Raw genomic sequence first — 23,720 nt, 5'->3', positions numbered from 1 at the left:
CACGTGTCACCGTCCGGGCAACAACGGCCTCAATAGATGGGGGCATGCCAACACCCTCACACACCCCACCCTGATCACTTGCTGATACTCACCAGTCACCAAAGGTGATCTAGTGATGTAGTACTAGGCGTAGGGGCGGGTCCGCGGGCCGGTGTGCGGCCGCCACCAGGGTGTCTCCGGCGCTCGTCCGGTAGTACAGGACCGACCGCCCGGTGCGGCGGCGGTTCACCAGGCCCGCGTCCAGGAGCACCCTCAGATGGCGGCCCACCGAGCCCAGCCCCTGCCCCGTCAGCGCCACCATCTGCGTCGTACTGAAAGGCGACGACAGCAGCACCAGGACGCCCGCCCGCGCGGGCCCCAGCAGCCGGCCCAAGGCCTCCGGGGCCGGGGTCCGGTCCGGCGAGGCCAGGACGCCCGAGCACGGGTACACCACCGCGTACCGGTGCGGCTCCTCCCACGACACCCAGCCCCGCCCCGTGACCGGCACGAACAGCAGCTGCGCGCCCGAGATCTCCCGCGGCGGATGGTCGTGCACGTTGATCTGCAGGCGGCCGTCGCCGAGCCAGCGCATTCCCTCGCGCATGTCGTTCAGCGCCGCCGCCCAGCCGTCGAGGCTCAGCTGCCGTGTACGGGAGACGATGTCGGCCTCGAGGATCCGCCGCCGCCGCGCCCAGTAGGGCCGTACGGTCTCCGCCCACACCCACTCCAGTAGGTCCGCCGCGAGGGCGGGCAGGTCGTCGCGCCGCAACAGGGGCGGGAGCGGGCCGTCCAGCGCCACCTCCAGGTCCGCGCGCGCCGCCGGTGGCGCGGTCTCCCGGATCACGGTCAGCTCCGCGGCGAACGACGGCGATCCCGAGGCCGGCGGGGTGGGCGTCAGGAAGTCCACGTTCCAGCGCCGGTTGAACCCCGCCCGTACGAGCAGCGCGGTGACCGGGTCCAGGCGCTCCCGGTACGAAGGCAGGTGCGCGTCCAGCCACGCACGCTCGCCCGGGTGAGAGGCGGTGGCGCGCTGCAGGGCGATGAGCGCGGAGATGGTCTCGTTCAGCGCCGATACCACGAAGCGGCTCCCCGCCAGCGTGTCCGCATTGACCTGCCACAACCCCATCGTTTCGCCTCCCCGCGAAACAATAACCACCACGAACGACGAACAGCGATATTTCGCGTCATGCGTACATACGGGGACCTGTTCCGCGCGAAGGAGTTCACGCCGCTCTTCGCCACCTCCGCCCTGCAGGTCGCCGCCTCGACCGTGAGCGGCCTCGCGCTCGGCACGCTCGTCTACACCGCCACCCGGTCGCCGCTGCTGTCCGCCCTGAGCATGTTCGGCGCCTCCTTCGCCCAGCTGATCGGGGCCGTGGCGCTCCTGTCGGCGGCCGACCGGCTGCCGCCGCGGGCCGCGACGACCGTGACGGCGCTGGCGTTCGGCCTCAGCACGGTCGTACTGGCGCTGCCCGGGCTGCCGATCGGCGCCGTCTTCGCGATCGTCCTCGGCCAGGGCCTGGTCGCCTCGGTGGGCGGAGGGGTGCGGTACGGCCTGCTCAGCGAGATCCTGCCGGCGGAGGGCTATCTCCTCGGGCGCTCGGTGCTCAACATGTCCTCCGGGACCATGCAGATCATCGGGTTCGGGGCCGGGGGAGTGCTCGTGACCGTCCTGTCCCCGCGCGGCACGCTGCTCGCCGGGGCGGCCCTCCACCTGGCGGCCGCGGTCGCCGGCGCCGGCCTGCGACCGCGCCCGCCGCGCGCCTCCGGACGCCCGTCCGTGGCCGAGACCTGGCGGACCAACGCGCGGCTGTGGGCGGGCGAGCGCCGCCACGTCTTCCTCGCGCTCTGGGTGCCCAACGGCCTGATCGTCGGCTGTGAGTCCCTCTTCGTCCCGTACGCCCCAGATCGCGCGGGCCTGTTCTTCGCTCTCGCGGCGTTCGGCATGCTCATCGGCGACACGCTGACCGGCCGTTTCGTCCCGTCCCGGTGGAGGCGGCGCCTGGGCGCCCCGATGCGGCTGCTGCTCGCCGTGCCGTACCTCGTCTTCGCCCTGGACCCGGCGCGGCCCCTGGCCCTCGCCGCCGTCACGATCGCCTCGATCGGGTACGCGGCCACGCTCCTGCTCCAGGAGCGGCTGATGACGCTGACCCCGGCCGCCATGCACGGGCAGGCGCTCGGGCTGCACTCCTCGGGCATGCTCGCCATGCAGGGGGTCGGCGCCGCCCTCGCCGGGACGGTCGCCCAGCACACCGCGCCCGCGACGGCCATGGCGGTGATGGCCGCGGCCTCCGTCGCGGTCACCCTGGCCCTCGCGCCCGGCCTGCGGCGGGCGGACCGAAATCCGGATGCGGCCTCCGGCGGCACCGTGCCACCATCGGACGATGGAGTGGAGGCCGGACGAACTCGCGTACGCGGGGCCCGAACACCTTGATCCCGCCTACGTCGCCGGATACGACCGCAAGGCCGGCTACGAGGCCGGGCTCGGCGACGTGGACGCCGACCTCGACGAGCTCGCCGCGCACGGCCTGGACCGTACGTCGACGCTGGTCGACCTCGGCGCCGGCACCGGACGGCTCGCGCTCGCCGCCGCGCGGCGATTCGGCCACGTCGTCGCCGTGGACGTCTCACCCGCCATGCAGCGCCACCTACGCGAGCGGGCCGCCGAGGAGGACCTGGCCGGCCTGGAGTGCGTACGCGCCGGGTTCCTGTCCTATGAGCACGCCGGCCCGCCCGCCGACGCGGTCTGCACCCGCAACGCGCTGCACCAGCTGCCGGACTTTTGGAAGGTCATGGCGCTGGAGCGCATCTCGGGACTCCTGCGACCCGGGGGCGTCCTGCGCCTGCGCGACCTGGTCTTCGACTTCGCGCCGGGCGACGCCGAGGAGGTCATCGGGCGCTGGCTCGACCACGGCGCGTCCGACCCGGCGCTAGGCTACACCCGCGAGGACTTCGCCGAGCACCTCCGCACGGAGTTCAGCACCTTCCGGTGGCTGTTCGAGCCGATGCTCACGGCCGCCGGGTTCGAGATCGTCCGGGCCGAATTCCGCGGCGCGGTCTACGGGGCGTACACCTGCCTGAAACGCTGAGGGGAACACCGCCGCCGAGTCGCGGCGTTGCAATTCTTGCGCGACACTAGGCGTCTACCCCGTTCCCCCTTGCAGGAGGTCCACCATGCCGATGCTCGACGCGGCGGCCGGGCAGGTCGGCACGAGCACGGCCCCCGGCCAGGACGCGAAGGCGCCCGTGGCCGGCGAGCCGTGTGTGCTCCTCAAGCTGGGCGAGATCGTGCTGAAGGGCCGCAACCGCGACCAGTTCGAGCGGCGCCTGCAGAACAACATCCGCAGTGCGGTCAAGGGCCTCGGCATCAAGATCCAGATCTGGCAGCGCGAGGGTGTCATCGTCGTACGCGCCGAGAGCGGCGAGCTCGCCGACGTCGACGCCGTCGCGCGGCGGATGCTCGACGTCATGGGCATCGTCTGGGTGCACCGCGCATGGCGGGTCGCCAAGGAGCCGGACGCCACCGTGCAGGCCGCCCTCGACCTCGTGGGCCAGCACCCCGCGCTCGTCCGTAAGGGCGCGTTCGCGATCCGTGCGCGCCGCCGCGACAAGCGCTTCCCGATGACCTCTTCGGAGCTGAACATCCTGGTCGGCTCCAAGGTCCAGGAGCGCTACGACCTGCCGGTCAACCTCAAGCACCCCGACATCGCGGTCTTCATCGAGGTCGACCAGCGCGAGGTGTTCGTCTTCACCGACGGCACCCCGGGCGCGGGCGGCCTGCCGGTCGGCATGAGCGGCCGTGCCCTCGTGCTGATGTCCGGTGGCATCGACTCGCCGGTGGCCGCCTACCGCATGATGCGCCGCGGCCTCAAGGTCGACTTCCTGCACTTCTCCGGCATGCCGTTCACCGGGCCCGAGTCGATCTACAAGGCGTACGCGCTGGTCCGCGAGCTCGACAAGTTCCAGGGCGGCTCGCGGCTGTTCGTCGTGCCGTTCGGCAAGGCGCAGCAGCAGATCAAGTCCTCCGGCGCCGACCGGCTGCAGATCGTGGCCCAGCGTCGCCTCATGCTGAAGACCGCCGAGGTGGTCGCGCACAACCTCGGCGGCGCGGCGCTCATCACCGGCGACGCCCTCGGCCAGGTGAGCAGCCAGACCCTGCAGAACATCACCGCCCTCGATGACGCGGTGGAGCTCCCGATCATGCGGCCGCTCATCGGCATGGACAAGATCGAGATCATGGCCGAGGCCCGCCGCATCCATACGCTGGCCATCTCCGAACTCCCGGACGAGGACTGCTGCACGGTCCTGACCCCCCGCCGCGCCGAGACGCGCGCCAAGATCGACGACCTGCGTCAGATCGAGAAGCGCCTCGACGCGGGGGAGATGGCCGAGCAGCTCTCCACGACCCTTCAGGAGCACCGCCCGTCGTACGGCGACCCGGGCGCCTGACCCCTCAGCCCCGCACGGGGAGGGCGAGCACGAGCAGGCTGAGGACGAGCAGGGCCAGGCCACCCAGGGCGACCGTGCCCAGGTGCTCGCCGAGCACGACGAGGCCGAGCACCGCGGCGACCGCGGGCTCGGCCAGCGTCAGCGTCGTCGCCACCGCGACCGGGGTCGTCCGCAGGCCCCGGCCGTACAGCACGTAGCCCACGCCGGTGGTGACCAGGCCGAGGTACAGCGCGGCCGGGCCGCCCTGCCCGGTGAGCAGCCAGCCCGGCCCGTACGCCAGCAGCACGGGGAGCAACAGGAGGCCCGCGCCGCCGAACAGCGCCCCGACGACCGCCCGGTCGTTCTCGCCGCGGGTGATCAGGCTCGACGCCACGGTGGCGTACGCCGCGTAGCCGAAGCCGGAAAGCAGGGCCAGCGCGATGCCCAGCGGTTCGACGCCCGCGGATCTCCCGCCGGCGGTCAGGGCGGCACAGCCGGCCACCGCGCCGGCGGTGGACAGCAGCCAGCGGCGGGTCGGCGCGCCCATCCTCAGCAGCCAGGACAGCAGACCGGCGAAGACGGGCCCGCTGCCGATCGTGACGACGGTCCCGGTGGCCACGCCCGTACGGGCGACGGCGCTGAAGAACGCCACCTGGTAGACGGCCGCGAGGACGGCGCCGAGGAGCAGGATCAGACGGGTCCGGCGGCCGCCGTCGAGCAGGGGACGGAGACCGCCCGAGCGGAGTGCGAGGGCGAACAGGACGGCCCCGCCGATGAGCAGCCGCGCGGCGCCGACGGCGACGGGGCTGGCGTGGACGAAGCTGCGGACGGTGCCGGTGGTGCCCCAGAGCGCGGCGGCGAGCATGATGTCGGCGGCTCCGCCGAACCGCCGTACGGGCGTGGTCGAGGACAAGGACGTACTGGTCACGGATGACGCTCCAGATATCGAACCGGATGAGAACGTCGATTCCGGGGCGCGCGTAGGCGAGAGAACACGCGCGGCCTCGAGGCCTGGCGCGTGAGGGAGGGCGGCCCCGGTCAGATCCGGGGCGGGCCGAGCTGCGCGGTGAAGTACGCCATGCCGGGCAGCTTAACGGCCGCGAACCCGGAGCGTCACGCCGCCGAACGAGCGAGGCGGAGGAGACCGGCGCGCATCCGCTCCTCGCCCAGCTCCGGCAGGAGCGCGGACACGTGCTCGGCCGAGAGGGCGGCGAGCAGCGCGTGGGCGGTGTGGTCCGGGTCCGGCCCGCCGGCGAGCAGGATCGCCGCGTGCCGGTGCCAGAACCGGTAGGCGCCGATCCGGTAGCGGGCGCCCGGCGCCGCGGTCTCCGACATCCGCACCAGGTCCAGGTGTTCCAGCAGGTAGTCGAAGTAGGCGCCCACGAAGGCCGCGAGCCGGTCGCCGGCCGCGGAGCCGGGCCCGAGCGGCGGCGGCCCCCGCAGGATCGCCTCCTGCAGCTCACGCTCGCGCGCGTCCAGCAGGGCGACGGCCAGCCCCGACTTGTCGCCGAACCGGCGGAAGAGGGTGCCCTTGCCGACACCCGCCGCCGCGGCCACCTGGTCCATGGAGACCGCCTCCACGCCTCGCTCGGCGAACAGCCGGGCGGCGGCCTCTAGCACCGCGGCCCGGTTGCGCACCGCGTCCGCCCGCTCCTTCGGGGGCGGCGGCGTCAGCAACAGTTCCAACGGCATTGCAGAAGCGGACCGTAGTCCGCTATCGTCGTGAGCCACAAACCGGACTATAGTCCGATTCTCTCGGAGGTGTGCCATGACCGCACTCATCACCCGCGACGAACTCAGGAAAGAGCTCGACGCGGGCACCGTCACCGTCCTCGACGCACTCGGCGGCGACTACTACGCCCGGCAGCACCTGCCCGGCGCCCGGCCGCTCGTCCGCGACGACGTCGACGCCCAGGCGCCCACGCTGCTCCCGGACCTCGACGCCGCGATCGTCACCTACTGCTCCAACATCGCGTGCCCCAACAGCGGCCAGGTCGCCGACCGCCTCACCGCCCTCGGGTACACCAACGTCCGCAGGTACCGCGAGGGCATCCAGGACTGGGTAGAGGCGGGCCTGCCGACCGAGTCCGCGTGATCCGGCTCCGGGGGAGGGCGCCGCCCTCCCCCGGAGCTCACGCCTGGGTCAGCACGCGGTTCACCAGCGGCGGCAGCTCGCGGACCGTCTTGGCCAGCTCGCGCAGGTCGCCGTTGACCAGGGCCTGCGGGCCGTCGCACAGGGCCTGCTCCGGATGCGGATGCACGTCGATGATCACGCCGTCCGCGCCCACCGCGATGGCCGCGCGGGTCAGGGGCAGGACCAGCTCGCGGTGGCCGCCCGAGTGTGACGGGTCGATGATGACCGGCAGGTGGGAGAGCTTCTGTGCGACCGGCACCGCCGAGATGTCCAGGGTGTTCCGCGTCGCCTTCTCGAAGGTCCGGATCCCGCGCTCGCACAAGACGATGTCGAGGTTGCCGCGCTGGGCGATGTACTCCGCGGCCATCAGCCACTCCTCGATCGTCGCGTTGAAGCCGCGCTTCAGCATCACCGGCCGGCCGGCGCCGCCGACCGCCTGCAGCAGCGCGAAGTTCTGCATGTTCCGCGTGCCCACCTGCAGCATGTCGGCGTAGGAGGCGACCAGCTCGACGTCGCGGGCGTCCACGACCTCCGTCACGATCGGCATGCCCGTCTCCTCGCGCACCTCCGCCAGGATCCGCAGGCCCTTCTCACCCAGCCCCTGGAAGGCGTACGGCGAGGTGCGCGGCTTGAACGCGCCGCCCCGCAGCAGCGTCGCCCCGGCGGCCTGCGCCATCTGCGCCGCGCCCAGCGTCTGCTCCGGCGTCTCCACCGCGCACGGCCCGGCGATGAGCGTCATCGTGTCCGGGCCGATCGGCACGCCCCCGACCCGTACGACGGAGCGCTGCGGGTGGTTCTCCCGGCTGACCAGCTTGTACGGCACCGAGATCCGTATGACGTCGCGGACCCCGGGCAGGCCGCGCAGGTTGAGGGTGCCGAACCGCTCGACGTCGCCGACCAGCCCCACGACCGTACGGCTGACGCCGCGGCTCACGAACGCCTCACCGCCCGCCGTCTCGACGAGTGTGACGACGGCCTGGACATCTGCTTCCGAGGCCTCTGCGGCCATGACGACGACCATGCTTGCTCCCTGATCCAGAAACGACGAATGCCCCGGACCGCAAGGGCCCGGGGCATTCGTTCAGCGGTTGCCTTTAGTGCAGCGTCTTCCTGGCAGCCGCCCGTGACCCGGGCCCGCCATAGGTAAAGGAGAAGACGTTGCTCACGCCGCACACAGTAGCCGATGCCCGGTGGTGCGCGTGCGGGGAGGGGCATGCGACCCCGCCTCGCAGGTGGATGGGAGGATGACCGGCGATGACGAACAGGCCGGAGACCCGCGATGGCCCATGAGGAGCCTCTCCCGCCAGGCCAGTACGTCCCCCGGAGCTGGCCGGTCCTGCACTACGGGCCGGTGCCCAGGTTCCGCCCGGAGCGCTGGGACCTCCTGGTGCACGGGGCGACCGCCTCGGGCGGCGAGCACCGGTGGACCTGGCCCGAGGTCGAGGCGATGCCGCGCGACCCGGTGGTCGCCGACTTCCACTGCGTCACGAAGTTCACGATCACGGGCGTCCGCTGGGAGGGCATCCTCGCCACGACCGTCGCCGAACTCGTCCCGCCCGCCGGTGACGCCACCCACGTGATGATCTGGGCGGACTACGGCTACAGCGCCAACCTGCGGATGTCGGACTTCCTGGCCGACACGAGCGTGCTGGCCACGCACCGGGACGGCGAGCCCCTGAGCGCCGAGCACGGCGCGCCGGTGCGCATGGTGGTGCCGCACCTGTACGGCTGGAAGAGCGTCAAGTGGGTACGGGCGATCGAGTACCTCGTCGCGAACCGGCGCGGCTTCTGGGAGGAGCGCGGCTACCACAACGTCGCGGACCCGTGGCTGGAGCAGCGCTACTCCTACCAGGAGGAAGCTCCACCCGTCTGAACAGCGGAAACGAACACCGGCCCGGCAAAGCGCCGCGCGAAGTGTGACTGAGGCATTACCGTCTGCTGTCATGTTCGTGACTACCGCCGACGCCCTGCTCGCCGTGGCGTCCGCCCTCCTCGTGGGTGCCGCGGGCTGGTCACTGTGCGCGGTGCGGCAACGCACCGGCCGGGGGGCGCTCGCCGACGAGGCGACCTTCGCGGCGCTGCACACCGTCGCCGTCGCCTCCACCTCGCTGCGCGCCGGCCTCACCGAGGACTCCGCGCGCAAGGCCGTACGGCACCTGCGGGACCTCCTGGGCGTCCCGGTCGTCGCCGTGACCGACACCGAGCGCCTCCTGGTCTGGCAGGGCGGCATCGCCCACTCCGACTCCACGCTCCGGCTCGCCGCGCCGGTCCTGACCGCCGCGCGCCCGCGGGTGATCGTGCGCGAGCTGGACGCCTGCGGCGACCCGGGGTGCCAGGTGCGCGTCGCCATGATCGCGCCGCTCACCATCGACGGAAAGGTGGCGGGCGCGCTCGCCGCGTACGCCGACCGGGCGCGATTCCAGCGGCTGCGGATCCTCGGGGAGGTGGCGCGGTGGATGTCGGGACAGCTCGAGCTCGCCGAGCTCGACTCCTCCAAGGCGCGGCTGATGGAGGCCGAGATGCGGGCCCTGCGCGCCCAGATCTCCCCGCACTTCGTCTACAACTCCCTGACCACGATCGCCTCGTTCGTCCGCACGGACCCCGAGCGCGCGCGTGAGCTGGTCCTGGACTTCGCCGACTTCGCGCGCTACTCCTTCCGCAACCCGCGCGACTTCACCACGCTGGCCGAGGAGCTCCGCTCGATCGACCGCTACCTGCTGCTGGAGCGCGCGCGCTTCGGCGAGGAGCGCCTGCGGTTCAGCGTCGAGATCGCGCCCGAGGTGCTCCCGGTGGCCGTGCCGTTCCTGTCGCTGCAGCCGCTCGTGGAGAACGCCATCCGGCACGGCATGGAGTGCGGCATGCAGCGTTTCCACGTACGGATCGTGGCGCGGGACGCGGGCGCGGAGGCGGCGATCAGCATCGAGGACGACGGCGTCGGCATGGACCCGGACAAGCTGCGCGCACTGCTCGAAGCGGGCGACAGCACCGGGACGTCCCGCGGCATCGGCCTGCTCAACGTGGACGACCGGCTGCGGCAGGTCTACGGAGAGGAGTACGGCCTGGTCATCGAGACCGCCGTCGGCGCCGGCATGAAGGTCAGCTTCAGAGTGCCGAAGTGTCAGACCAATCTCTCCCCGGGGTAAGAGTAGAGTCTCACTCTACGAAATTAGTTGCATGCGAAGAGTAAAAGGGGGAGTCTCCTGCCATGCTGCGCGTTCTCGCCGCCGATGACGAGGCCCCGGCGCTGGAGGAGCTCACTTACCTCCTCCGCCGGCATCCGCGCGTGCAGATGGTGCACCCGGCCGCCGACGCCTCCGAAGCCCTGCGCGACCTCGGACACATGATCACCGAGGGCGAGCGTCTCGACGCGGTCTTCCTCGACATCCGCATGCCCGGCCTGGACGGGCTCGACTTCACCCGGCTCGTCACCGGCTTCGCCGACCCGCCCGCGGTCGTCTTCGTCACGGCGCACGACGAGTTCGCGGTGACCGCGTTCGAGCTCGGCGCCGTCGACTACCTCCTCAAGCCGGTCGACCCCGGCCGCCTCAGCGAGGCGATACGCCGCGTCGAGCAGGCCGCGCGCCGCGAGGCCGCCGGCGAGCCCGAGCCTGGAATCGACGAGATGATCCCGGTCGAGCTCGGCGGGCGCACCCGCCTGATCCCGCTCGCCGGCGTCACGCACGCCGAGGCGCAGGGCGACTACGTCCGGCTGCACACCGGCGAGGGCAGCTATCTCATCCGCGTGCCGCTCGCGGCGCTCGCCGAGCGGTGGGGCCCGGCCGGCTTCATCCGCATCCACCGCAGCACGCTCGTCGCCGCCGCGCACATCAGCGAGCTGCGCCTGGACGACGGCCGCGCCGTCGTCCAGGTCGGCGACCGGCCCCTGCTGGTCGCCAGACGCCACACCCGAGAGATCCGTGACCTGCTCGTCCGCCGATTCCGGCAGGAGGCCCGCGGCCCGAGATGACCGATCGCGTCACCGTGACCTTCTCCTGCGCCCGCCGGCGCGCCCGCCGCCGAAAACCCTCCGACGAGGCCACCGATCCCGGCGCGGCGCAGGTCAGGTCCTTGATCCGCACGCAGGCTCGGCTGGCGCTGACCAGCACGGCGATCGTGTTCGTGTTGCTCACGGGCCTGCCGCTGCTGTTCGCCCTCGCCCCCGGGCTGTCCCACGTACGCCTCATGGGGGTGCGCCTGCCCTGGGTGATCCTCTGCGGAGGCGTCCAGCCCATCTGGGTCATGGCCGCCCGCCGGCACGTACGCCTCGCCGAGCGCGCCGAGCGGGCCTTCACCGACCCGGCACGGCGCGGGTGACGGTGACGCGGAGACCGGACCCGGGCGAGGAGCGACCGTGATCACGATGCTGGCGTTCGCCCTGCTCGTCGTCTCCCTGGTCTGCGTGTCCGCCCGTACGCGCCCGGCCCAGGCCTCCGACCTCTACACCGCCTCGCGCGCCGTCTCGCCCTGGTGGAACGCCTCGGCGATCAGCGGGGAGTACATCTCCGCCGCCGCGTTCCTGGGCATGGCCGGCCTCGTCCTCGCGTACGGCGCGGACATGCTGTGGCTGCCGATCGGCGCCGCCGCCGGCCACGTGGTGCTCCTGACACTCGTCACGGCCCCTCTGCGCCGTTCCGGCGCGTACACCCTGTCCGACTTCGCGGCCTGGCGGCTCGGGTCGCGTACGGCCCGCCACGCGGTCAGCGGGTGCGTCGTCGTCATCGGCTGGTTCTACCTCCTGCCGCAGTTCCAGGGGGCCGGGGTGACGCTGTCGGTGATCAGCGGCCTGCCCGTGTGGACCGGGTGGGTGGTCGTCGTCCTGGCCGTGGCCGCGCTCGTGTTCCCCGGTGGCATGCGGAGCATCACCGGCGTCCAGGCGGTCCAGTTCTGGCTGAAGCTCATCGCGGTGGTGGTGCCGGGGCTGATCTTCCTGGCCGTCTGGCGGCTCCAGAACGACGCCGACGCCGCCCGTGCCCCCTACTTCCACCGGCCGACCACCGTGACGGCCGGCGCGAGCGCCGGCATCCAGCTCACCGCGCCCGCGTTCGTCGCCGTACGGGGCGTCGTGGACGGCCGCAGGCACCGCGGCGAGCGGATCCGGCTCGGCGCCGGCGTGCACCGCGTACGTGCCGGGGCGCGGCTGCGGTTCCCGGCCGGCGCGGCGGTGCCGCACACCTCCCACCTCAAGCTCCTGCGCGGCGATCGGTGGGCGACGCCGTTCGCGGGCGGCCGCAACCATCCGCTGGCCGCGACCTACTCCGTGCTGCTCGGCGTCCTGCTCGGCACGATGGGCCTGCCGCACCTCGTCGTGCGCTTCTACTCCAACGCCTGCGGGAGGGCGGCCCGCCGTACGGCGAGTCTCGTCGTCTTGATGCTCGCGGCGTTCTACCTGTTCCCGGCGCTGTTCGGCACCCTCGGCCGGCTCTACACGCCCGAGCTGCTGATGACCGGCGAGACCGACGCGACGCTGCTCATGCTGCCGCACCGGATCCTGCCGGGCCTCGCGGGCGACCTGCTGACCATCCTGGTGGCCACCGGGGCGTTCGCGGCGTTCGCCTCGACCTCGTGCGGCGTCGTCGTCGCGGTCTCGGGGAGCATCGCGCGCGGGTGCGGCGGCGGCGTGAGCGGCCTCCGGTTATCCGCGCTGATCACGATGGCGGTGCCGCTGCTCCTCGCGTCGCTGACCTGCGCGCCGCAGTCGACCGCGCTGATCACGCTCGCCTTCGCCGTCGCCGCCTCGTCGCTGTGCCCCCTGCTCGTCCTCGGCGTCTGGTGGTGGCGCCTGACCCCGGCCGGCGCGGTCGCGGGCGTCGTCGCGGGCGGCGGGCCCGCCGCCGCGGCGGGCCTGGCCCGCATCCTCGGCGGGCAGCGCGGCGGCTGGCCGGGCATGCTCATCGAACAGCCGGCGCTCGTCACGGTCCCGCTGGGCTTCGCCGTGATGATCGGGGTCTCGCTGCTGACCCGGGCGACCGTGCCCGCCCACACCGGACGGGCGATGGCCCGCATGCACCTCCCGGAGGACGTCGCGCCGGAGCGGCGGGCGTGAACCCGCCGTTCGTCGCGCCGGACCGACCGCTCACGAGCCGCTTGCCGAACGCATACCGCCGACTACTAACCGTTTACCGAGGCAAGGGCGTTATGGGTTTCGCCGCAGGTCTTCGGGACTCTAGTGTTTCGGCACAGCAACGTTCTCGGGACGGCCGCCAGGCTCCGACTCGGGGGGGTGGAGGCCAGGCGGCGGCGCCTGGGTGCTGCTGAACGGTCGGGGGGTTGTTCAGCGGCACCCAGGCCTTTTTCATGTCCGGGGTGCGTCCCGCAGGGCCTTGAGGGTCTCGACGTCCGCGCGGTGCGGGTCGGGGCTGCGGCCCGGCGTCTCGATGACCAACGGCACGCCGCGGCTCACCGGGTGCCGGAACAGCTCCGCGAACGGCTCGGCCCCGATGAGGCCCGCCCCGATGTTCTCGTGCCGGTCCTTGGCCGAGCCGCAGGCGTCCTTGGAGTCGTTGGCGTGGATCAGCTTGAGCCGGCCCTCGCCCACGGTCGCGGCGAGCCGGTCGAGGGTGTCGGCGACGCCGCCGGGCGCGGCGAGGTCGTGACCGGCCGCGAAGGCGTGACAGGTGTCGAGGCAGATGCCGACGCGAGGGTGCCGGTCGAGGGTGTCGAGGTAGGGCCCGAGGTCCTCCACGGTCGCGCACAGCATCGCGCCCTGCCCGGCCATCGGCTCCAGGAGCAGGTCCGGGCCGTCGCCCGGGATCTCGTCGAGCAGCGGCAGCAGATGCTCGCGGAGCTGGCGCACGGCGTTCTCGCGGGGCTGCGACACGGCCGAGCCGGTGTGCACGACGACGCCGCGGGCGCCGATCGCCGCCCCGCGCAGCAGCGAGTGGCGTACGGAGGCCACCGAGCTCGCCACGGTCTGCTGGTTGGGCGAGCCGAAGTTGATGAGGTACGGGGAGTGCACGAACACTGGCATACCGGTGTCCTCACTGTGCGCCCGCAGCCGTTTGTCCTCGTCCCCCTTGCCGGCGGCCATCGCCCACCCGCGAGGGTTGCTGACGAACACCTGGACGGCCTCCGCCCCGATCAGCGCGGCGTACCGCAGCCCGCCGGTGGCGAGCCCCCCGGCGACCGGCACATGCGCCCCGACGGGGCTCCTCAGCTCATCGACCACCGAAACAGACTAGGCCCTGCCCCGAGGTCCCGCTGTGCGGTGGCCGCGGGCTCAGTGCCAGATGGTGACGGTGGCGCCGTGGGGCTGCGGGGTGTTGGGTGCGGGGTTCTGGCCGGTGACGATGTCGCGGCCTCCGCCCTTGCTCACGTTGACCTGGAAGCCGTTCTGCCGCAGGATCTGCCGCGCCTGGGCGATGGGCTGGCCGATGACGCCCGGGACCGCGCCCTGGCCGCCGTCGTTGTCCTTGCAGAACGGGTTCCACCACTGGCACTGGCCCTTGGTGACCGTCACCTGGACCGGGTCGCCCCGGTTGACCTGCTGGCCCGGTGGCGGGTTCTGCGCGACCACGGTGTTCTCCGGCTGGCCCGGAGCCGGGTCCTGCTCCTGCCACTGGACGTTCAGACCCAGCTTGGTGAGGGTCGTGTTGGCCTGGTCGCGGCGCATGTTGACGAGGTTCGGCATCTTGATGCCGGTGCTCACCACGAGCGTGACCGGGTCGTCCGGGCTCTGGGTCTCGCCCGCGGCCGGCTTGGTCCGGACCACGTAGCCGCGCGGGATCGTGGTGCTCTCCTGCTGCACCTCGTCGCCGGCCTGCAGACCGGCCTCCTTCAGCCGCTGCTTGGCCTGGTCGAGGGGGATGCCGTGCACGTCGGGGATGTTCACGGGCTTCTTGCCCTTGGAGAACACCAGCGTGAGCAACGCGCCCTTCTTGACCTCCGTGCCGACCTTCGGCTGGACGTCGGCGACCTTGTCCTTGGGGACGTTGGCGTCATAGCGCGACTCGCCACGCTTGACCTTGAGGCCGACCTTCTCGGCCTGGGCGCGGGCGGCCTCCTCGGACAGGCCGACGAGCTTGGGCACGCGCTCGGTGCTGCCGACCGTCACGCTCCACACGAGGCCGCCGAGCAGCAGCACGACGACGACGGCCGCCGCGATCACGCCGTACAGGCCCGGGGGCCGCAGCAGGCGGTCCTTGAGGGTCGCGGGTGCCGGGGCCTCCTGGGTGTGCTGCTCCTCGCGCGGGATCGCCATGGTGTGCGGCCCGAACGCCTGGGTGCCGGGGCCGGCGTTGAACGCCTGCGTCGAGTTGTCCGGCGAGGACGGCGGGCCGGGCAGGGCCGGCTGGGCGCGGGCGGGAGCGGTGACCGCGCTGATGTCGGCGAGTGTCTCGTCGATGTCGCGCGGCAGCGTCCGGTAGACCTCGCCGGCCGCGGAGTGGAAGTGGATGGCGTCGGAGGGACGCCGTGCCGGGTCGCGGTTGGTCGCGCTCGCCACGAGCGCGTCGAGCTGCGGCGGCATGCCCGGGATGACGCTGGAGGGCAGCGGGACGGCCTCGTTGACGTGCTTGTACGCGACGGACAGCGGCGATCCGCCCTGGTGCGGCTGGCGCCCGGTCAGCAGCTCGAAGAGCATGATGCCGGCGGAGTAGACGTCGGTGCGCGTGTCGGCGTCGCCGGAGACGACCTGCTCGGGAGCGAGGTAGCCGACGGTGCCGATGAGCATGCCCGTCTTGGTCTGCTTGCTCGCCGACTCGGCGCGCGCGAGGCCGAAGTCGGCCACCTTGATGCGGCCGTCGGCGTTCAGCAGGACGTTCTCGGGCTTGACGTCGCGGTGGATCACCCCGGCGCGGTGCGCGGCGCCCAGCGCCGCGAGCACCGGCTGCATGATCTCCAGCGCCTGGCGCGGGCCGAGCCGGCCGCGCTCGGTGAGCAGGGCGCGCAGCGTGCGTCCGGGGACGTACTCCATCGCGAGGAACACGTGGCCCTTGCTGGTGCCCTGGTCGTACACGGCGACCACGCTCGGGTGCGACAACGCCGCGGCGTGCTTGGCCTCGGAGATGAAGCGTCGTACGAACTCCTCGTCGCCCACGAGGTTCGCGTGCATGACCTTCAGCGCCACCGTGCGCTCGAGCTTCGTGTCATGGCCGACGTACACCGTCGCCATGCCGCCCTGGGCGATCCGCGCTTGGACGCGATAGCGCCCGTCGAGCACCTGCCCGACGAGTGGGTCCGCAACCGTCGTATCCATCAGGAGGGAGTGTATTCGTGTTCAAACGCAATACTTGCCGCTAGGCCGCAGTAAAGCATCGATTGTTCACCCGATCGAGATCAAGCGCCCGAGGTCAGGCCCTGCCACGGTGACGACGCCTGAGCGTACCGTCGCTTGGGGATGCGTCCCGCGCGCCGCGCCAGCCGCCCGCCCTCGACCGCGTGTCGCATCGCCTCGGCCATCAGCGCGGGCGACTGCGCGCGCGTCACCGCCGTGGCGAGCAGCACCGCGTCGCAGCCGAGCTCCATCGCGAGCGCGGCGTCGCTGGCCGTGCCGAGCCCGGCGTCGAGGACGACCGGCACGCCGGCCTGCTCGACGATGAGCTCGATGTTGTGCGGGTTGCGGATGCCGAGCCCGGAACCGATGGGGGAGCCGAGCGGCATCACGGCGGCGCAGCCGGTCTGCTCGAGGCGGCGCGCCAGCACCGGGTCGTCGTTGGTGTACGGGAGCACGACGAAACCGTCGTCGACGAGCTGCTCGGCCGCGTCGGCCAGCTCGATCGGGTCCGGCAGCAGCGTCCGCTCGTCCGCGATCACCTCGAGCTTGACCCAGTTGGTCTCCAGCGCGTCGCGCGCGAGCTTGGCGGTCAGCACGGCCTCGCCCGCGGTGAAGCAGCCGGCGGTGTTCGGCAGGACGCGGATGCCGCAGCGGCCGAGCACGTCCAGCACCGAGCCGCGGGCGCCGGCGTCGACACGCCGCATCGCGACCGTGGTGAGCTCGGTGCCGGAGGCGGTCAGCGCCTCCTCCAGCACGCTCATGCTCGGCGCGCCGCCGGTTCCCATGATCAGCCGGGAACCGAACGTCTCTCCGGCGATGACAAGCGGGTCGCTCATCGTCAACCTCCCTGTACGGCGGTCAGCACCTCGATGCGGTCCGCCTCCCGGACGATCGTGGTGGTCCAGTCGGCGCGCGGCACGACCTGGTCGTTCAGCGCGACGGCCACGCCGGCCGAGCGCCCGGTCACGGTGGACACCACTCCCGCGACCGAGGCGCCCTCGTCGGTCTCGTGCTCGGCGCCGTTGACGGTGATCTTCATGCTCTCCTCAGAACCGGCCGGGTGAGAACGGCCGGGCGATCTCGGGCGCCGCGCCGGTCGCGAGCGTCTCTGCCATGACGTCGCCCGTCACCGGGGCGAGCAGGACTCCGTTGCGGAAGTGCCCGGTGGCCAGCAGCAGGCCGGGCAGCGCGGACGGGCCGAGCACCGGTGCGTTGTCCGGCGACCCGGGCCGCAGCCCCGCGCTGACCTCGGTGAACGCGAGCTCGGTGATGCCGGGCAGCAGTTCACGGGCGTCGCGGAGCAGCTCCCACAGCCCGCCCGCGGTGACGGTCGTGTCGAAGCCCATCTCCTCCTGCGTGGCGCCGACCACGAGCTCCCCGTCGTCCCTCGGCACGAGGTACACCGACGAGCCGCGCACGAGGCCGCGCACGCACCGCCGCAGGAACGGCGTGGCGCTCCGCAGCCGTACGACCTGGCCCTTGACCGGGCGTACGGGCGGCAGCACGCCGGGCGGCACGCCCTTGACGTCCTGGCTCCACGGGCCCGCGGCGAGCACGACCTGGGCGGCGTGGAGCGTCTCGCCGCTCTCCAGGCGCACTCCGGTGGCGCGCCCGTCCTCGACCAGCACCTCCGTCGCGCGCTCGCGTACGAGGACGCCGCCGAGCCGCTCGACGGCGGCCAGCAGCGCGGCGGTGAGACGCCGGGGGTCGATCGAGCCGTCGGCCGGGGCGAGCAGCCCGCCGCGCACGGCGGGGGCCAGCATCGGCTCCAGCCGGCGGCACTCGCGCCCGGTGAGGGCCTCGGCCGCGATGCCCAGCGACTCCTGGAACCTCCGCAGCTCGTCGAGCACGGCGAGGTCGTCGGAGTCGAGGGCGACCTGGAGGATGCCGTCGTCGCGGAACCCGGTCACCTGCCCGGAGATCTCTTCCAGCTCGGCGACGAACGCCGGGTAGCGGTCACGGGAGGCGAGGCCGAGGCGCAGCAGCGCCTCCTCGCCGTACGTCAGCTCGCTGACCGGGGTGAGCATGCCCGCGGCGACGTGGGAGGCCTTGGTGGCGGGCTCGGGGTCGGCGATCGTGACGCGAAGACCGCGTCCGAGCGATCGCCAGGCCGCCGCCAGACCGATCACACCGCCGCCGACGATGACCACGTCGTCCACTTGCGCTCCCTTCGCCGGCATGATCCGGATCAGGTCCAGAGCCCGGCACGAGGCCGGGCTCTTGCGGTCGGCGGCCGGTCATGCCGCCCTCTCAGCCCGGTTCGCCGGACTCCCGCGCTTTGGGGCTCCTAGCCTACGTCCTCGCCGCTCGCCTAAGGTCACCAGCATGGACCGGGTGATCATCGTGGGCGGCGGCCTGGCCGGGCTGCGCGCCGTCGAGGCGCTGCGCGCAAAGGGGTACACCGGCGGCCTGACGCTCGTCGGGGCCGAGCCGAGCGCGCCCTACGACCGTCCGCCGCTGTCCAAGGCGGTTCTCCGCGGCGAGACCGACGACACGACGGTCGTCGCCGACTGGGACGCGCTCGGCTGCGAGCTGCTGCTCGGCCGGCGCGCGACCGGGCTCGGCGAGGACCTGGAGACGGCGGAGGGGCCGCTCGGCTTCGACGGGCTGGTGATCGCGACCGGCGCGACGCCGATCCGGCTGCCCGGCGACGGCCCGCAGCACGTGCTCCGCTCCGCCGGTGACGCCCGCGCGCTCCGCGCCGGCCTGCGGCCGGGAGCACGGCTCGTCATCGTCGGCGCGGGCTGGATCGGCGCGGAGGTCGCGACGGCGGCGGCCGCGGCCGGCTGCCTGGTGACCGTCGTGGAGGCCGCGGACGCGCCCCTCGCGGGCGCCATCGGCACCGAGGTCGGGGCGAGGACGGCCGGTTGGTACGCCGAGGCCGGCGTCGAGCTGCGGCACGGCCTCAAGGTCGCCTCGGTCGGGCCCGGCGGCCTCGACCTCGCCGGCGGCGGGTCGATCGAGGCCGACGTCGTGCTCACCGCTGTCGGCGTACGGCCCGAGACCGCCTGGCTGGAGGGTTCGGGGCTCGCGCTGGAGAACGGCGTCGTCGTCGACGAGCGGCTGCGCACCGAAAGGCCGGGCGTGTACGCGGTGGGCGACTGCGCGGCGTGGTGGTCGCCGAGGTTCGAGCGGCGGCTGAGGGTCGAGCACTGGGACACCGCGCTGAACGCCCCCGACGTGGCCGCCGCGAACCTCCTCGGCGGGGAGCGGAGTTATGACGCCGTGCCGTACTTCTGGTCGGAGCAGTTCGGCCACATGGTGCAGTACGCCGGGCACCATCCGGTGGCCGACACGATGGTCTGGCGTGGTGACCCCGGCGCCGGGCGCTGGGCCGTGTGCTGGTTGTCCGGCGACCGCCTCACCGCCATCCTGACCGTCGACCGGCCCCGTGACCTGCTGCAGGGCCGCCGGGCCATCGCCGCCGGAGCCCGCGTCGACGCCGGCCGGATCGCCGACCCCGACGTCCCGGTCAAGGCCGCCGTGCAGGTTGAATGAGGGACCCGGCAGAGTCGAGACCAGAAACCAGGTTTCAGATGGGACCCAAGATGGTAAGCAGGCTTGCGTGACGCACACCGTTGCCGAAATCGAGATCGACCGAAAGACCGACGCACTGGTGGGCGAGTGGCTCACCCTCCCAGAGGCGGGCGAGCGCCTCGGCCTCGATCTCAAGCGGGTCAAGCAACTCCTCCGAGACCACAAGCTGCTGGGCGTGCAACGCGAGAGCGGGTTGAGCGTGCCCGCCGCGTTCATCCAGGACGGCCAGCCCCTCAAGGGCCTGCAGGGCACTCTCACCGTGCTCGCGGACGCGGGATACGGCCGCGCCGAGGCCCTGCGATGGCTGTTCACCGCCGACGATTCGCTCCCCGGCACGCCGGTGCAGGCCCTGGCCGAGCACCGCGTGAAGGAGATCAACCGGCGCGCGCAGGCGCTCGCGCTTTGAGCCGCGGCGTGACCGCCCGGCGCGACGGAGGATGCCGGTTTGCCCGCACGTCTTCCCTCTGACCGGGCGGTCGCCCTGCGGTCCAGGCTCGGCCGGGCACGGCTCTACCTGTGCACGGACGCGCGTGAGGCGCAGGGCGACCTGCCGGAGTTCCTCGACGCGGCGCTGAGCGGCGGCGTCGACATCGTCCAGCTCCGCCAGAAGGGCCTGGAGGCCCGGCAGGAGCTGGAGCACCTCGCGGTGTTCCGCGCGGCGTGCGAACGCCACGGCGCGCTCCTGGCGGTCAACGACCGCGCGGACATCGCGCACGCCGTCCGTGCCGACGTGCTGCACCTCGGCCAGGACGACCTGCCCGTACACCGGGCCCGCGCGATCGTCGGCGAGGACGTCCTCATCGGCCGCTCGACGCATTCTGAGGAGCAGGCGGCAGCGGCGGCCATCGAGCCGGGTGTCGACTACTTCTGCACCGGGCCGACCTGGCCGACGCCGACCAAGCCCGGCCGGCACGCCCCGGGTCCCGGCCTGCTCTCCTTCACCGCCCGCCGGGGGTTCGCCCGCCCGTGGTTCGCGATCGGCGGCATCGACCTCGGCAACCTCGACGAGGTGCTGGCCGCCGGCGCGCGCCGCGTCGTCGTCGTCCGCGCGATCACCGAGGCGGACGACCCGCGCGCGGCGGCCGCGGCGTTCGCCCGGAGGCTTCCCGGTGAGTGATTTTCACCTGGGGTTCACCCGGTCCGGGCCGGCTCGTGCGCGACAATGGTGCCCATGATCGGCAATCCTGACGACGAGCGCCCCGTCGAGCTGTCCGACGACGACGAGCTGGACGTGCTACCCGATCAGACGCGCGACGACTCCGACACCGGCTGGGGCGAGTGGCGCGAGGCGGACGACGACGCCCGCCTGATCGACGAGCGCCCGCCCCACTGGTAGGGGCGGCGGCCGCAGGAGTAGTCGCCCGGGATGACGCTCGCCCCGGTCGTGGTGAACGTCAGCGGCTTGCCGCGCAGGGTGCTCGGCACGTTGGAGGTGGTGTCGAACACGTTCGGGGCGTGACCTGCTCTCCCGGCGCCGGTGACCGACCATGATCGTTCCGGACGGTGTCGAACACCATGCGGCCAAGGTCGCGAATTCGCCGTCCACGGATCGGGCGGAGGGCCCGTCCGGCCGGGACAGTCCCACGGGAAGCGCGGGCCGGACCGGGCTCAGGGGTGGATCGGCACTCCCAGGCCGAGCAGGAACCCGGCCACGATCACCAGAGCGAGCGCGACGACCAACTGACGGTTGCGTCGTGGCCGAGGCGTATGTGCCGGGGGACGGGCCCGTACGGGCTCCCGGCGCGCCGAGAGCTTCTGCTCTCCGGTGTCCAGTTTCATGCTGACATTCGTGCTCATGCGGACGTTCGGTGGGTCATACCTCATTCTTAACCAGGCAAGATCTTCGTGTCCCGCGAACGCCCATTCACGCTCAGCCGGTGCGGGCCGTCGCGGTGACGGTGAGCTCCGCGAGGGCGTCGCGCGCCTGAGCGGTCAGCGAGGCGCCGGCGAGCGCCGCCTCGGCGTCCGCGGCGTAACCGGCGATCATCCGCTCGCACTCCTCCAGCGCGCCCGTGCCGACGATGATCGAGCGGAGCAGCTCGACGCCCGCGGTGTTGAGCGCCGGGTCGCCCAGGAGGCTCTCGACGGCCTCGGCCTGCTCGGCCGTCGCGCGTTCGAGGGTCAGTGCCACGAGCACCGTCCGCTTGCCTTCGCGCAGGTCATCGCCTGCCGGCTTGCCCGTCCGCGCGGGGTCGCCGAAGACCCCGAGCACGTCGTCGCGGAGCTGGAACGCGATGCCCAGCGGCAGCCCGTACGCCGAGAGCGCCTCGACGGAGTCCGAGCCGGCCAGCGCGGCGCCGAGCTGGAGGGGCCGCTCGATCGTGTACTTCGCACTCTTGAACACGACGATGCGCAGCGCCGCCTCGACCGCCTCGTGGCCGCCCGGCCGCCGCCCGCGTGCCTGCCCGAGCAGGTCGAGGTACTGCCCGCACATCACCTCGGTCCGCATCCGGTCGAAGATCGGCCGCCCGCGCAGGAGCGCGTCGGCCGGCAGCCCACTGCCCTGGAACATCTCGTCACACCAGGTCAGGCACACGTCACCGAGCAGGATCGCCCCGCCCTCGCCGAACGCCTGGGCCGACCCGCGCCAGCCGGAATCGTCGTGCAGCGCCTCGAATCTGCGGTGCGTCGCCGGCTGCCCCCGGCGGGTGTCGCTGCCGTCCATGACGTCGTCGTGGATGAGCGCTCCGGCCTGCAGCAATTCCAGAGAGGCCGCGGCGGTGAAGAGCTCCGCGCCATCGTCTCCGCCGGACCCGCGCCAGCCCCAGTAGCAGAACGCCGGGCGCAGCCGCTTGCCGCCGGAGAGCAGCGCGTCCAGGGCGGTGAGCAGGGGCGACAGGTCATCGGAGACGTCGCCGAGCAGGGGTCGCTGGCGGTCGACAAAGGCGTACAAAGCCTCATCGATCTCTTTGCGGATTCGACTCGCGATCACAAAAAGAGACTAGTGGGCGGCCCCGCTCGCCCCGTTACCCTGTGGGGCATGACAGCCGCGCGCCGCCGTACGATCCGGGAAGTCCTCGCCTCCGGTGAGACGACCTTCTCGTTCGAGTTCTTCCCGCCCAAGACCGAGCAGGGGGCGCGCAACCTCTGGCAGGCCATCCGCCGCCTCGAGGTGCTGCAGCCGACGTTCGTCTCGGTGACGTACGGCGCGGGCGGCGGCACCCGGGACCGCACGGTCGACATCGTCGAGCGGATCGCCACCGACACGACACTCCGGCCCGTCGCGCACTTCACCGCGGTCAACCACTCGATCGCCGAGCTGCGGAACCTCGTCGGGCGGTTCGCCGCGGCCGGCGTCACCGACCTGCTCGCCTTGCGGGGCGACCCGCCCGGCGACCCGATGGGGGAGTGGGTGCGCCACCCCGAGGGCGTGGAGTACGCCGAGGACGTCGTACGGCTCATCAAGTCGGCGGGCGACTTCAGCGTCGGCGTGGCAGCGTTCCCGTACAAGCACCCGCGTTCACCGGACGTCGAGAGTGACACGCATCACTTCGTGAACAAGTGCCGCGCGGGTGCGGACTACGCGATCACCCAGATGTTCTTCCAGGCCGAGGACTACCTGCGGCTGCGCGACCGCGTCGTCGCGCTCGGCTGCGAGGTGCCGATCATTCCGGGCATCATGCCGGTCACCCAGCTCAGCACGATCGAGCGGTCCGAGCAGCTGTCGGGGGCGCCGTTCCCGGCGGAGCTGGCCGCGCAGTTCGAGGCGGTCGGCGACGACCCGGAGGCGGTGCGCCGGCTGGGCGTGGAGCAGGCCGCGGACCTGTGCCGCCGGCTGCTCGCGGAGGGCGTGCCGGGCATCCACTTCATCACGTTCAACAAGTCGACGGCGACGAGCGAGGTCTACTCCCGGCTCGAGGTCAACGGCAGCTCGGCGCCCATCACCGCGTAGAGCGGGCCGCCGCCGGGGAAGCGGAAGCCGGTCAGCAGGTCGGTCAGGCCGAGCGAGTGGTACAGCGCGCGGGCCGGCGTCTGCGCGTCCAGGGTCGACAGCACGACGGTGCGCTCGGGCCGCCCCTCGCACAGCGCGGTGATCAGGCCGCGGCCGAGCCCCCGGCCCTGGGCGTCGGGATGCACGTGCAGCTCGGCGACCTCCCAGGCGTCGTCGAGCCAGTGCCCGGCGTGCGCGGCACCGCCGACGGTGCCGAGCTGGCCGCGTACGACGTCGTGCCACCACTGGCCGGCCTCGCCGTGGAAGCCGTAGCTGAAGCCGGCCATGGCACGCGAGCGCTCGGCGACGAAGGCGCGGAACTCGGGGTATCCGGCGTGCCGTTCCATGATCATGTGACGGCCCGGGAGCTGGCCCGGCGGCGGTCGCATCGCCGCCTCGTAGGTGGCCAGCATCGGGTTGAGACGCCGCAGGAAGCCGCGGCGGTCGATCTGGCGGATCTGCGGCGCCGACTCGCGGCGGGCCCTGAATGCTGGTCTCAC

At 72.7% G+C, this 23,720-nt stretch carries 26 protein-coding genes; 14 read left to right on the top strand and 12 right to left on the bottom strand.

The genetic code is table 11. From position 1 onward, the window contains the following. Positions 1–109: 109 nt before the first annotated feature. Complete coding sequence (locus tag QWU11_RS38115) at positions 110–1,105, bottom strand: helix-turn-helix domain-containing protein (RefSeq protein ID WP_290119392.1); 996 nt, start codon at positions 1,103–1,105, stop codon at positions 110–112. A gap of 60 nt (positions 1,106–1,165) precedes the next feature. On the opposite strand from QWU11_RS38115, the gene QWU11_RS38110 reads away from it, so the two are divergent. From QWU11_RS38110 to thiI, 3 genes are all read left to right on the top strand, one after another. Continuing rightward, positions 1,166–2,413 carry an MFS transporter gene (locus QWU11_RS38110; protein WP_290119391.1) on the top strand — a complete coding sequence of 416 codons (1,248 nt, stop codon included), beginning with the start codon at positions 1,166–1,168 and terminating at the stop codon, positions 2,411–2,413. Then, positions 2,364–3,068: a class I SAM-dependent methyltransferase gene (locus QWU11_RS38105; RefSeq protein WP_290119390.1), complete on the top strand. Its 705-nt coding sequence runs from the start codon at positions 2,364–2,366 to the stop codon at positions 3,066–3,068. The genes QWU11_RS38110 and QWU11_RS38105 overlap by 50 nt, the downstream gene beginning before the upstream one ends. 91 nt (positions 3,069–3,159) lie before the next feature. After that, positions 3,160–4,428, top strand: coding sequence for a tRNA uracil 4-sulfurtransferase ThiI (gene thiI / locus QWU11_RS38100; RefSeq protein WP_290119402.1), 1,269 nt, complete (start codon positions 3,160–3,162; stop codon positions 4,426–4,428). 4 nt (positions 4,429–4,432) lie between these two features. Here thiI and QWU11_RS38095 read toward each other — a convergent pair whose 3' ends face one another. Further along, positions 4,433–5,335: an EamA family transporter gene (locus tag QWU11_RS38095; RefSeq protein WP_290119389.1), complete on the bottom strand. Its 903-nt coding sequence runs from the start codon at positions 5,333–5,335 to the stop codon at positions 4,433–4,435. Positions 5,336–5,520: 185 nt separating this feature from the next. Beyond that, positions 5,521–6,099, bottom strand: coding sequence for a TetR/AcrR family transcriptional regulator (locus QWU11_RS38090; RefSeq protein ID WP_290119388.1), 579 nt, complete (start codon positions 6,097–6,099; stop codon positions 5,521–5,523). A gap of 76 nt (positions 6,100–6,175) precedes the next feature. Between QWU11_RS38090 and QWU11_RS38085 the strand changes: the two genes are divergently transcribed. Further along, on the top strand, positions 6,176–6,502 hold the full coding sequence (locus QWU11_RS38085; RefSeq protein ID WP_290119387.1) for a rhodanese-like domain-containing protein: 327 nt from the start codon (positions 6,176–6,178) through the stop codon (positions 6,500–6,502). 37 nt (positions 6,503–6,539) lie between these two features. Here the strand turns inward: QWU11_RS38085 and aroF are convergent, their stop codons facing one another. Next, positions 6,540–7,562 (bottom strand): 3-deoxy-7-phosphoheptulonate synthase, encoded by a 1,023-nt coding sequence (aroF, locus tag QWU11_RS38080; protein ID WP_290119386.1) that lies wholly within the window; start codon positions 7,560–7,562, stop codon positions 6,540–6,542. Positions 7,563–7,820: 258 nt separating this feature from the next. On the opposite strand from aroF, the gene QWU11_RS38075 reads away from it, so the two are divergent. The 5 genes from QWU11_RS38075 (at position 7,821) to QWU11_RS38055 (ending at position 12,584) form a co-directional block, all read left to right on the top strand. Further along, a complete protein-coding gene (locus tag QWU11_RS38075; protein ID WP_290119385.1) occupies positions 7,821–8,414 on the top strand; it encodes a molybdopterin-dependent oxidoreductase in 594 nt (197 codons plus the stop codon). A 70-nt stretch (positions 8,415–8,484) separates the two neighbouring features. Beyond that, complete coding sequence (locus tag QWU11_RS38070; RefSeq protein WP_290119384.1) at positions 8,485–9,684, top strand: histidine kinase; 1,200 nt, start codon at positions 8,485–8,487, stop codon at positions 9,682–9,684. Positions 9,685–9,746: 62 nt separating this feature from the next. After that, a complete protein-coding gene (locus QWU11_RS38065; RefSeq protein ID WP_290119383.1) occupies positions 9,747–10,508 on the top strand; it encodes a LytTR family DNA-binding domain-containing protein in 762 nt (253 codons plus the stop codon). Next, positions 10,505–10,855 (top strand): hypothetical protein, encoded by a 351-nt coding sequence (locus tag QWU11_RS38060; protein WP_290119382.1) that lies wholly within the window; start codon positions 10,505–10,507, stop codon positions 10,853–10,855. Before QWU11_RS38065 ends, QWU11_RS38060 begins: the two co-directional genes overlap by 4 nt. A gap of 46 nt (positions 10,856–10,901) precedes the next feature. Next, positions 10,902–12,584 (top strand): cation acetate symporter, encoded by a 1,683-nt coding sequence (locus QWU11_RS38055; protein WP_290119401.1) that lies wholly within the window; start codon positions 10,902–10,904, stop codon positions 12,582–12,584. A gap of 249 nt (positions 12,585–12,833) precedes the next feature. On the opposite strand, the gene QWU11_RS38050 is transcribed toward QWU11_RS38055, so the two are convergent. The 5 genes from QWU11_RS38050 to thiO form a co-directional block, all read right to left on the bottom strand. Further along, positions 12,834–13,706: a deoxyribonuclease IV gene (locus tag QWU11_RS38050; protein ID WP_290119381.1), complete on the bottom strand. Its 873-nt coding sequence runs from the start codon at positions 13,704–13,706 to the stop codon at positions 12,834–12,836. A gap of 51 nt (positions 13,707–13,757) precedes the next feature. Then, the gene (pknB, locus tag QWU11_RS38045; RefSeq protein WP_290119380.1) at positions 13,758–15,734 is read right to left on the bottom strand and encodes a Stk1 family PASTA domain-containing Ser/Thr kinase; all 1,977 of its coding nucleotides are present in this window, start codon (positions 15,732–15,734) and stop codon (positions 13,758–13,760) included. Positions 15,735–15,814: 80 nt separating this feature from the next. Then, entirely contained in the window at positions 15,815–16,588 is a 774-nt protein-coding gene (locus QWU11_RS38040) for a thiazole synthase (RefSeq protein WP_290119379.1), read from the bottom strand. 2 nt (positions 16,589–16,590) lie between these two features. Next, positions 16,591–16,791: a sulfur carrier protein ThiS gene (thiS, locus tag QWU11_RS38035; RefSeq protein ID WP_290119378.1), complete on the bottom strand. Its 201-nt coding sequence runs from the start codon at positions 16,789–16,791 to the stop codon at positions 16,591–16,593. Between the two features lie 7 nt (positions 16,792–16,798). Further along, entirely contained in the window at positions 16,799–17,911 is a 1,113-nt protein-coding gene (gene thiO / locus QWU11_RS38030) for a glycine oxidase ThiO (RefSeq protein ID WP_290119377.1), read from the bottom strand. Positions 17,912–18,077: 166 nt separating this feature from the next. Here thiO and QWU11_RS38025 point away from each other — a divergent pair, with 166 nt between their 5' ends. From QWU11_RS38025 to QWU11_RS38010, 4 genes are all read left to right on the top strand, one after another. Beyond that, positions 18,078–19,250 (top strand): FAD-dependent oxidoreductase, encoded by a 1,173-nt coding sequence (locus QWU11_RS38025; RefSeq protein WP_290119376.1) that lies wholly within the window; start codon positions 18,078–18,080, stop codon positions 19,248–19,250. Positions 19,251–19,317: 67 nt separating this feature from the next. After that, positions 19,318–19,695, top strand: coding sequence for an Rv2175c family DNA-binding protein (locus tag QWU11_RS38020; protein WP_290119375.1), 378 nt, complete (start codon positions 19,318–19,320; stop codon positions 19,693–19,695). A 39-nt stretch (positions 19,696–19,734) separates the two neighbouring features. After that, positions 19,735–20,406, top strand: a complete 672-nt coding sequence (gene thiE, locus QWU11_RS38015; protein WP_290119374.1) for a thiamine phosphate synthase — start codon at positions 19,735–19,737, stop codon at positions 20,404–20,406. 54 nt (positions 20,407–20,460) lie between these two features. Next, entirely contained in the window at positions 20,461–20,625 is a 165-nt protein-coding gene (locus QWU11_RS38010) for a hypothetical protein (RefSeq protein ID WP_290119403.1), read from the top strand. Between the two features lie 272 nt (positions 20,626–20,897). Here the strand turns inward: QWU11_RS38010 and QWU11_RS38005 are convergent, their stop codons facing one another. After that, a complete protein-coding gene (locus tag QWU11_RS38005) occupies positions 20,898–21,068 on the bottom strand; it encodes a hypothetical protein (protein ID WP_290119373.1) in 171 nt (56 codons plus the stop codon). Positions 21,069–21,159: 91 nt separating this feature from the next. After that, complete coding sequence (locus QWU11_RS38000; protein WP_290119372.1) at positions 21,160–22,221, bottom strand: polyprenyl synthetase family protein; 1,062 nt, start codon at positions 22,219–22,221, stop codon at positions 21,160–21,162. 48 nt (positions 22,222–22,269) lie between these two features. Between QWU11_RS38000 and metF the strand changes: the two genes are divergently transcribed. Continuing rightward, positions 22,270–23,181: a methylenetetrahydrofolate reductase [NAD(P)H] gene (metF, locus tag QWU11_RS37995; protein ID WP_290119371.1), complete on the top strand. Its 912-nt coding sequence runs from the start codon at positions 22,270–22,272 to the stop codon at positions 23,179–23,181. On the opposite strand, the gene QWU11_RS37990 is transcribed toward metF, so the two are convergent. Further along, positions 23,133–23,720 carry a GNAT family N-acetyltransferase gene (locus tag QWU11_RS37990; RefSeq protein WP_354670934.1) on the bottom strand — a complete coding sequence of 196 codons (588 nt, stop codon included), beginning with the start codon at positions 23,718–23,720 and terminating at the stop codon, positions 23,133–23,135. The two genes, metF and QWU11_RS37990, sit on opposite strands and share 49 nt — an antisense overlap.

It is taken from the genome of Actinomadura sp. DC4, assembly GCF_030406325.1.
Lineage (GTDB): Bacteria > Actinomycetota > Actinomycetes > Streptosporangiales > Streptosporangiaceae > Actinoallomurus.
Note: the sequence above shows the minus strand (reverse complement) of the source record. Positions and strands in the feature narration are given on the sequence as shown.

Coding starts and splice junctions, on each gene's coding strand:
- QWU11_RS38115 (WP_290119392.1), bottom strand. CDS start 1,105: ATGGGGTTGTGGCAGGTCAATGCGGACACGCTGGCGGGGAGCCGCTTC.
- QWU11_RS38110 (WP_290119391.1), top strand. CDS start 1,166: ATGCGTACATACGGGGACCTGTTCCGCGCGAAGGAGTTCACGCCGCTC.
- QWU11_RS38105 (WP_290119390.1), top strand. CDS start 2,364: ATGGAGTGGAGGCCGGACGAACTCGCGTACGCGGGGCCCGAACACCTT.
- thiI (WP_290119402.1), top strand. CDS start 3,160: ATGCTCGACGCGGCGGCCGGGCAGGTCGGCACGAGCACGGCCCCCGGC.
- QWU11_RS38090 (WP_290119388.1), bottom strand. CDS start 6,099: ATGCCGTTGGAACTGTTGCTGACGCCGCCGCCCCCGAAGGAGCGGGCG.
- QWU11_RS38085 (WP_290119387.1), top strand. CDS start 6,176: ATGACCGCACTCATCACCCGCGACGAACTCAGGAAAGAGCTCGACGCG.
- aroF (WP_290119386.1), bottom strand. CDS start 7,562: ATGGTCGTCGTCATGGCCGCAGAGGCCTCGGAAGCAGATGTCCAGGCC.
- QWU11_RS38075 (WP_290119385.1), top strand. CDS start 7,821: ATGGCCCATGAGGAGCCTCTCCCGCCAGGCCAGTACGTCCCCCGGAGC.
- QWU11_RS38070 (WP_290119384.1), top strand. CDS start 8,485: ATGTTCGTGACTACCGCCGACGCCCTGCTCGCCGTGGCGTCCGCCCTC.
- QWU11_RS38065 (WP_290119383.1), top strand. CDS start 9,747: ATGCTGCGCGTTCTCGCCGCCGATGACGAGGCCCCGGCGCTGGAGGAG.
- QWU11_RS38060 (WP_290119382.1), top strand. CDS start 10,505: ATGACCGATCGCGTCACCGTGACCTTCTCCTGCGCCCGCCGGCGCGCC.
- QWU11_RS38055 (WP_290119401.1), top strand. CDS start 10,902: ATGCTGGCGTTCGCCCTGCTCGTCGTCTCCCTGGTCTGCGTGTCCGCC.
- pknB (WP_290119380.1), bottom strand. CDS start 15,734: ATGGATACGACGGTTGCGGACCCACTCGTCGGGCAGGTGCTCGACGGG.
- QWU11_RS38040 (WP_290119379.1), bottom strand. CDS start 16,588: ATGAGCGACCCGCTTGTCATCGCCGGAGAGACGTTCGGTTCCCGGCTG.
- thiS (WP_290119378.1), bottom strand. CDS start 16,791: ATGAAGATCACCGTCAACGGCGCCGAGCACGAGACCGACGAGGGCGCC.
- QWU11_RS38025 (WP_290119376.1), top strand. CDS start 18,078: ATGGACCGGGTGATCATCGTGGGCGGCGGCCTGGCCGGGCTGCGCGCC.
- QWU11_RS38010 (WP_290119403.1), top strand. CDS start 20,461: ATGATCGGCAATCCTGACGACGAGCGCCCCGTCGAGCTGTCCGACGAC.
- QWU11_RS38005 (WP_290119373.1), bottom strand. CDS start 21,068: ATGAAACTGGACACCGGAGAGCAGAAGCTCTCGGCGCGCCGGGAGCCC.
- metF (WP_290119371.1), top strand. CDS start 22,270: ATGACAGCCGCGCGCCGCCGTACGATCCGGGAAGTCCTCGCCTCCGGT.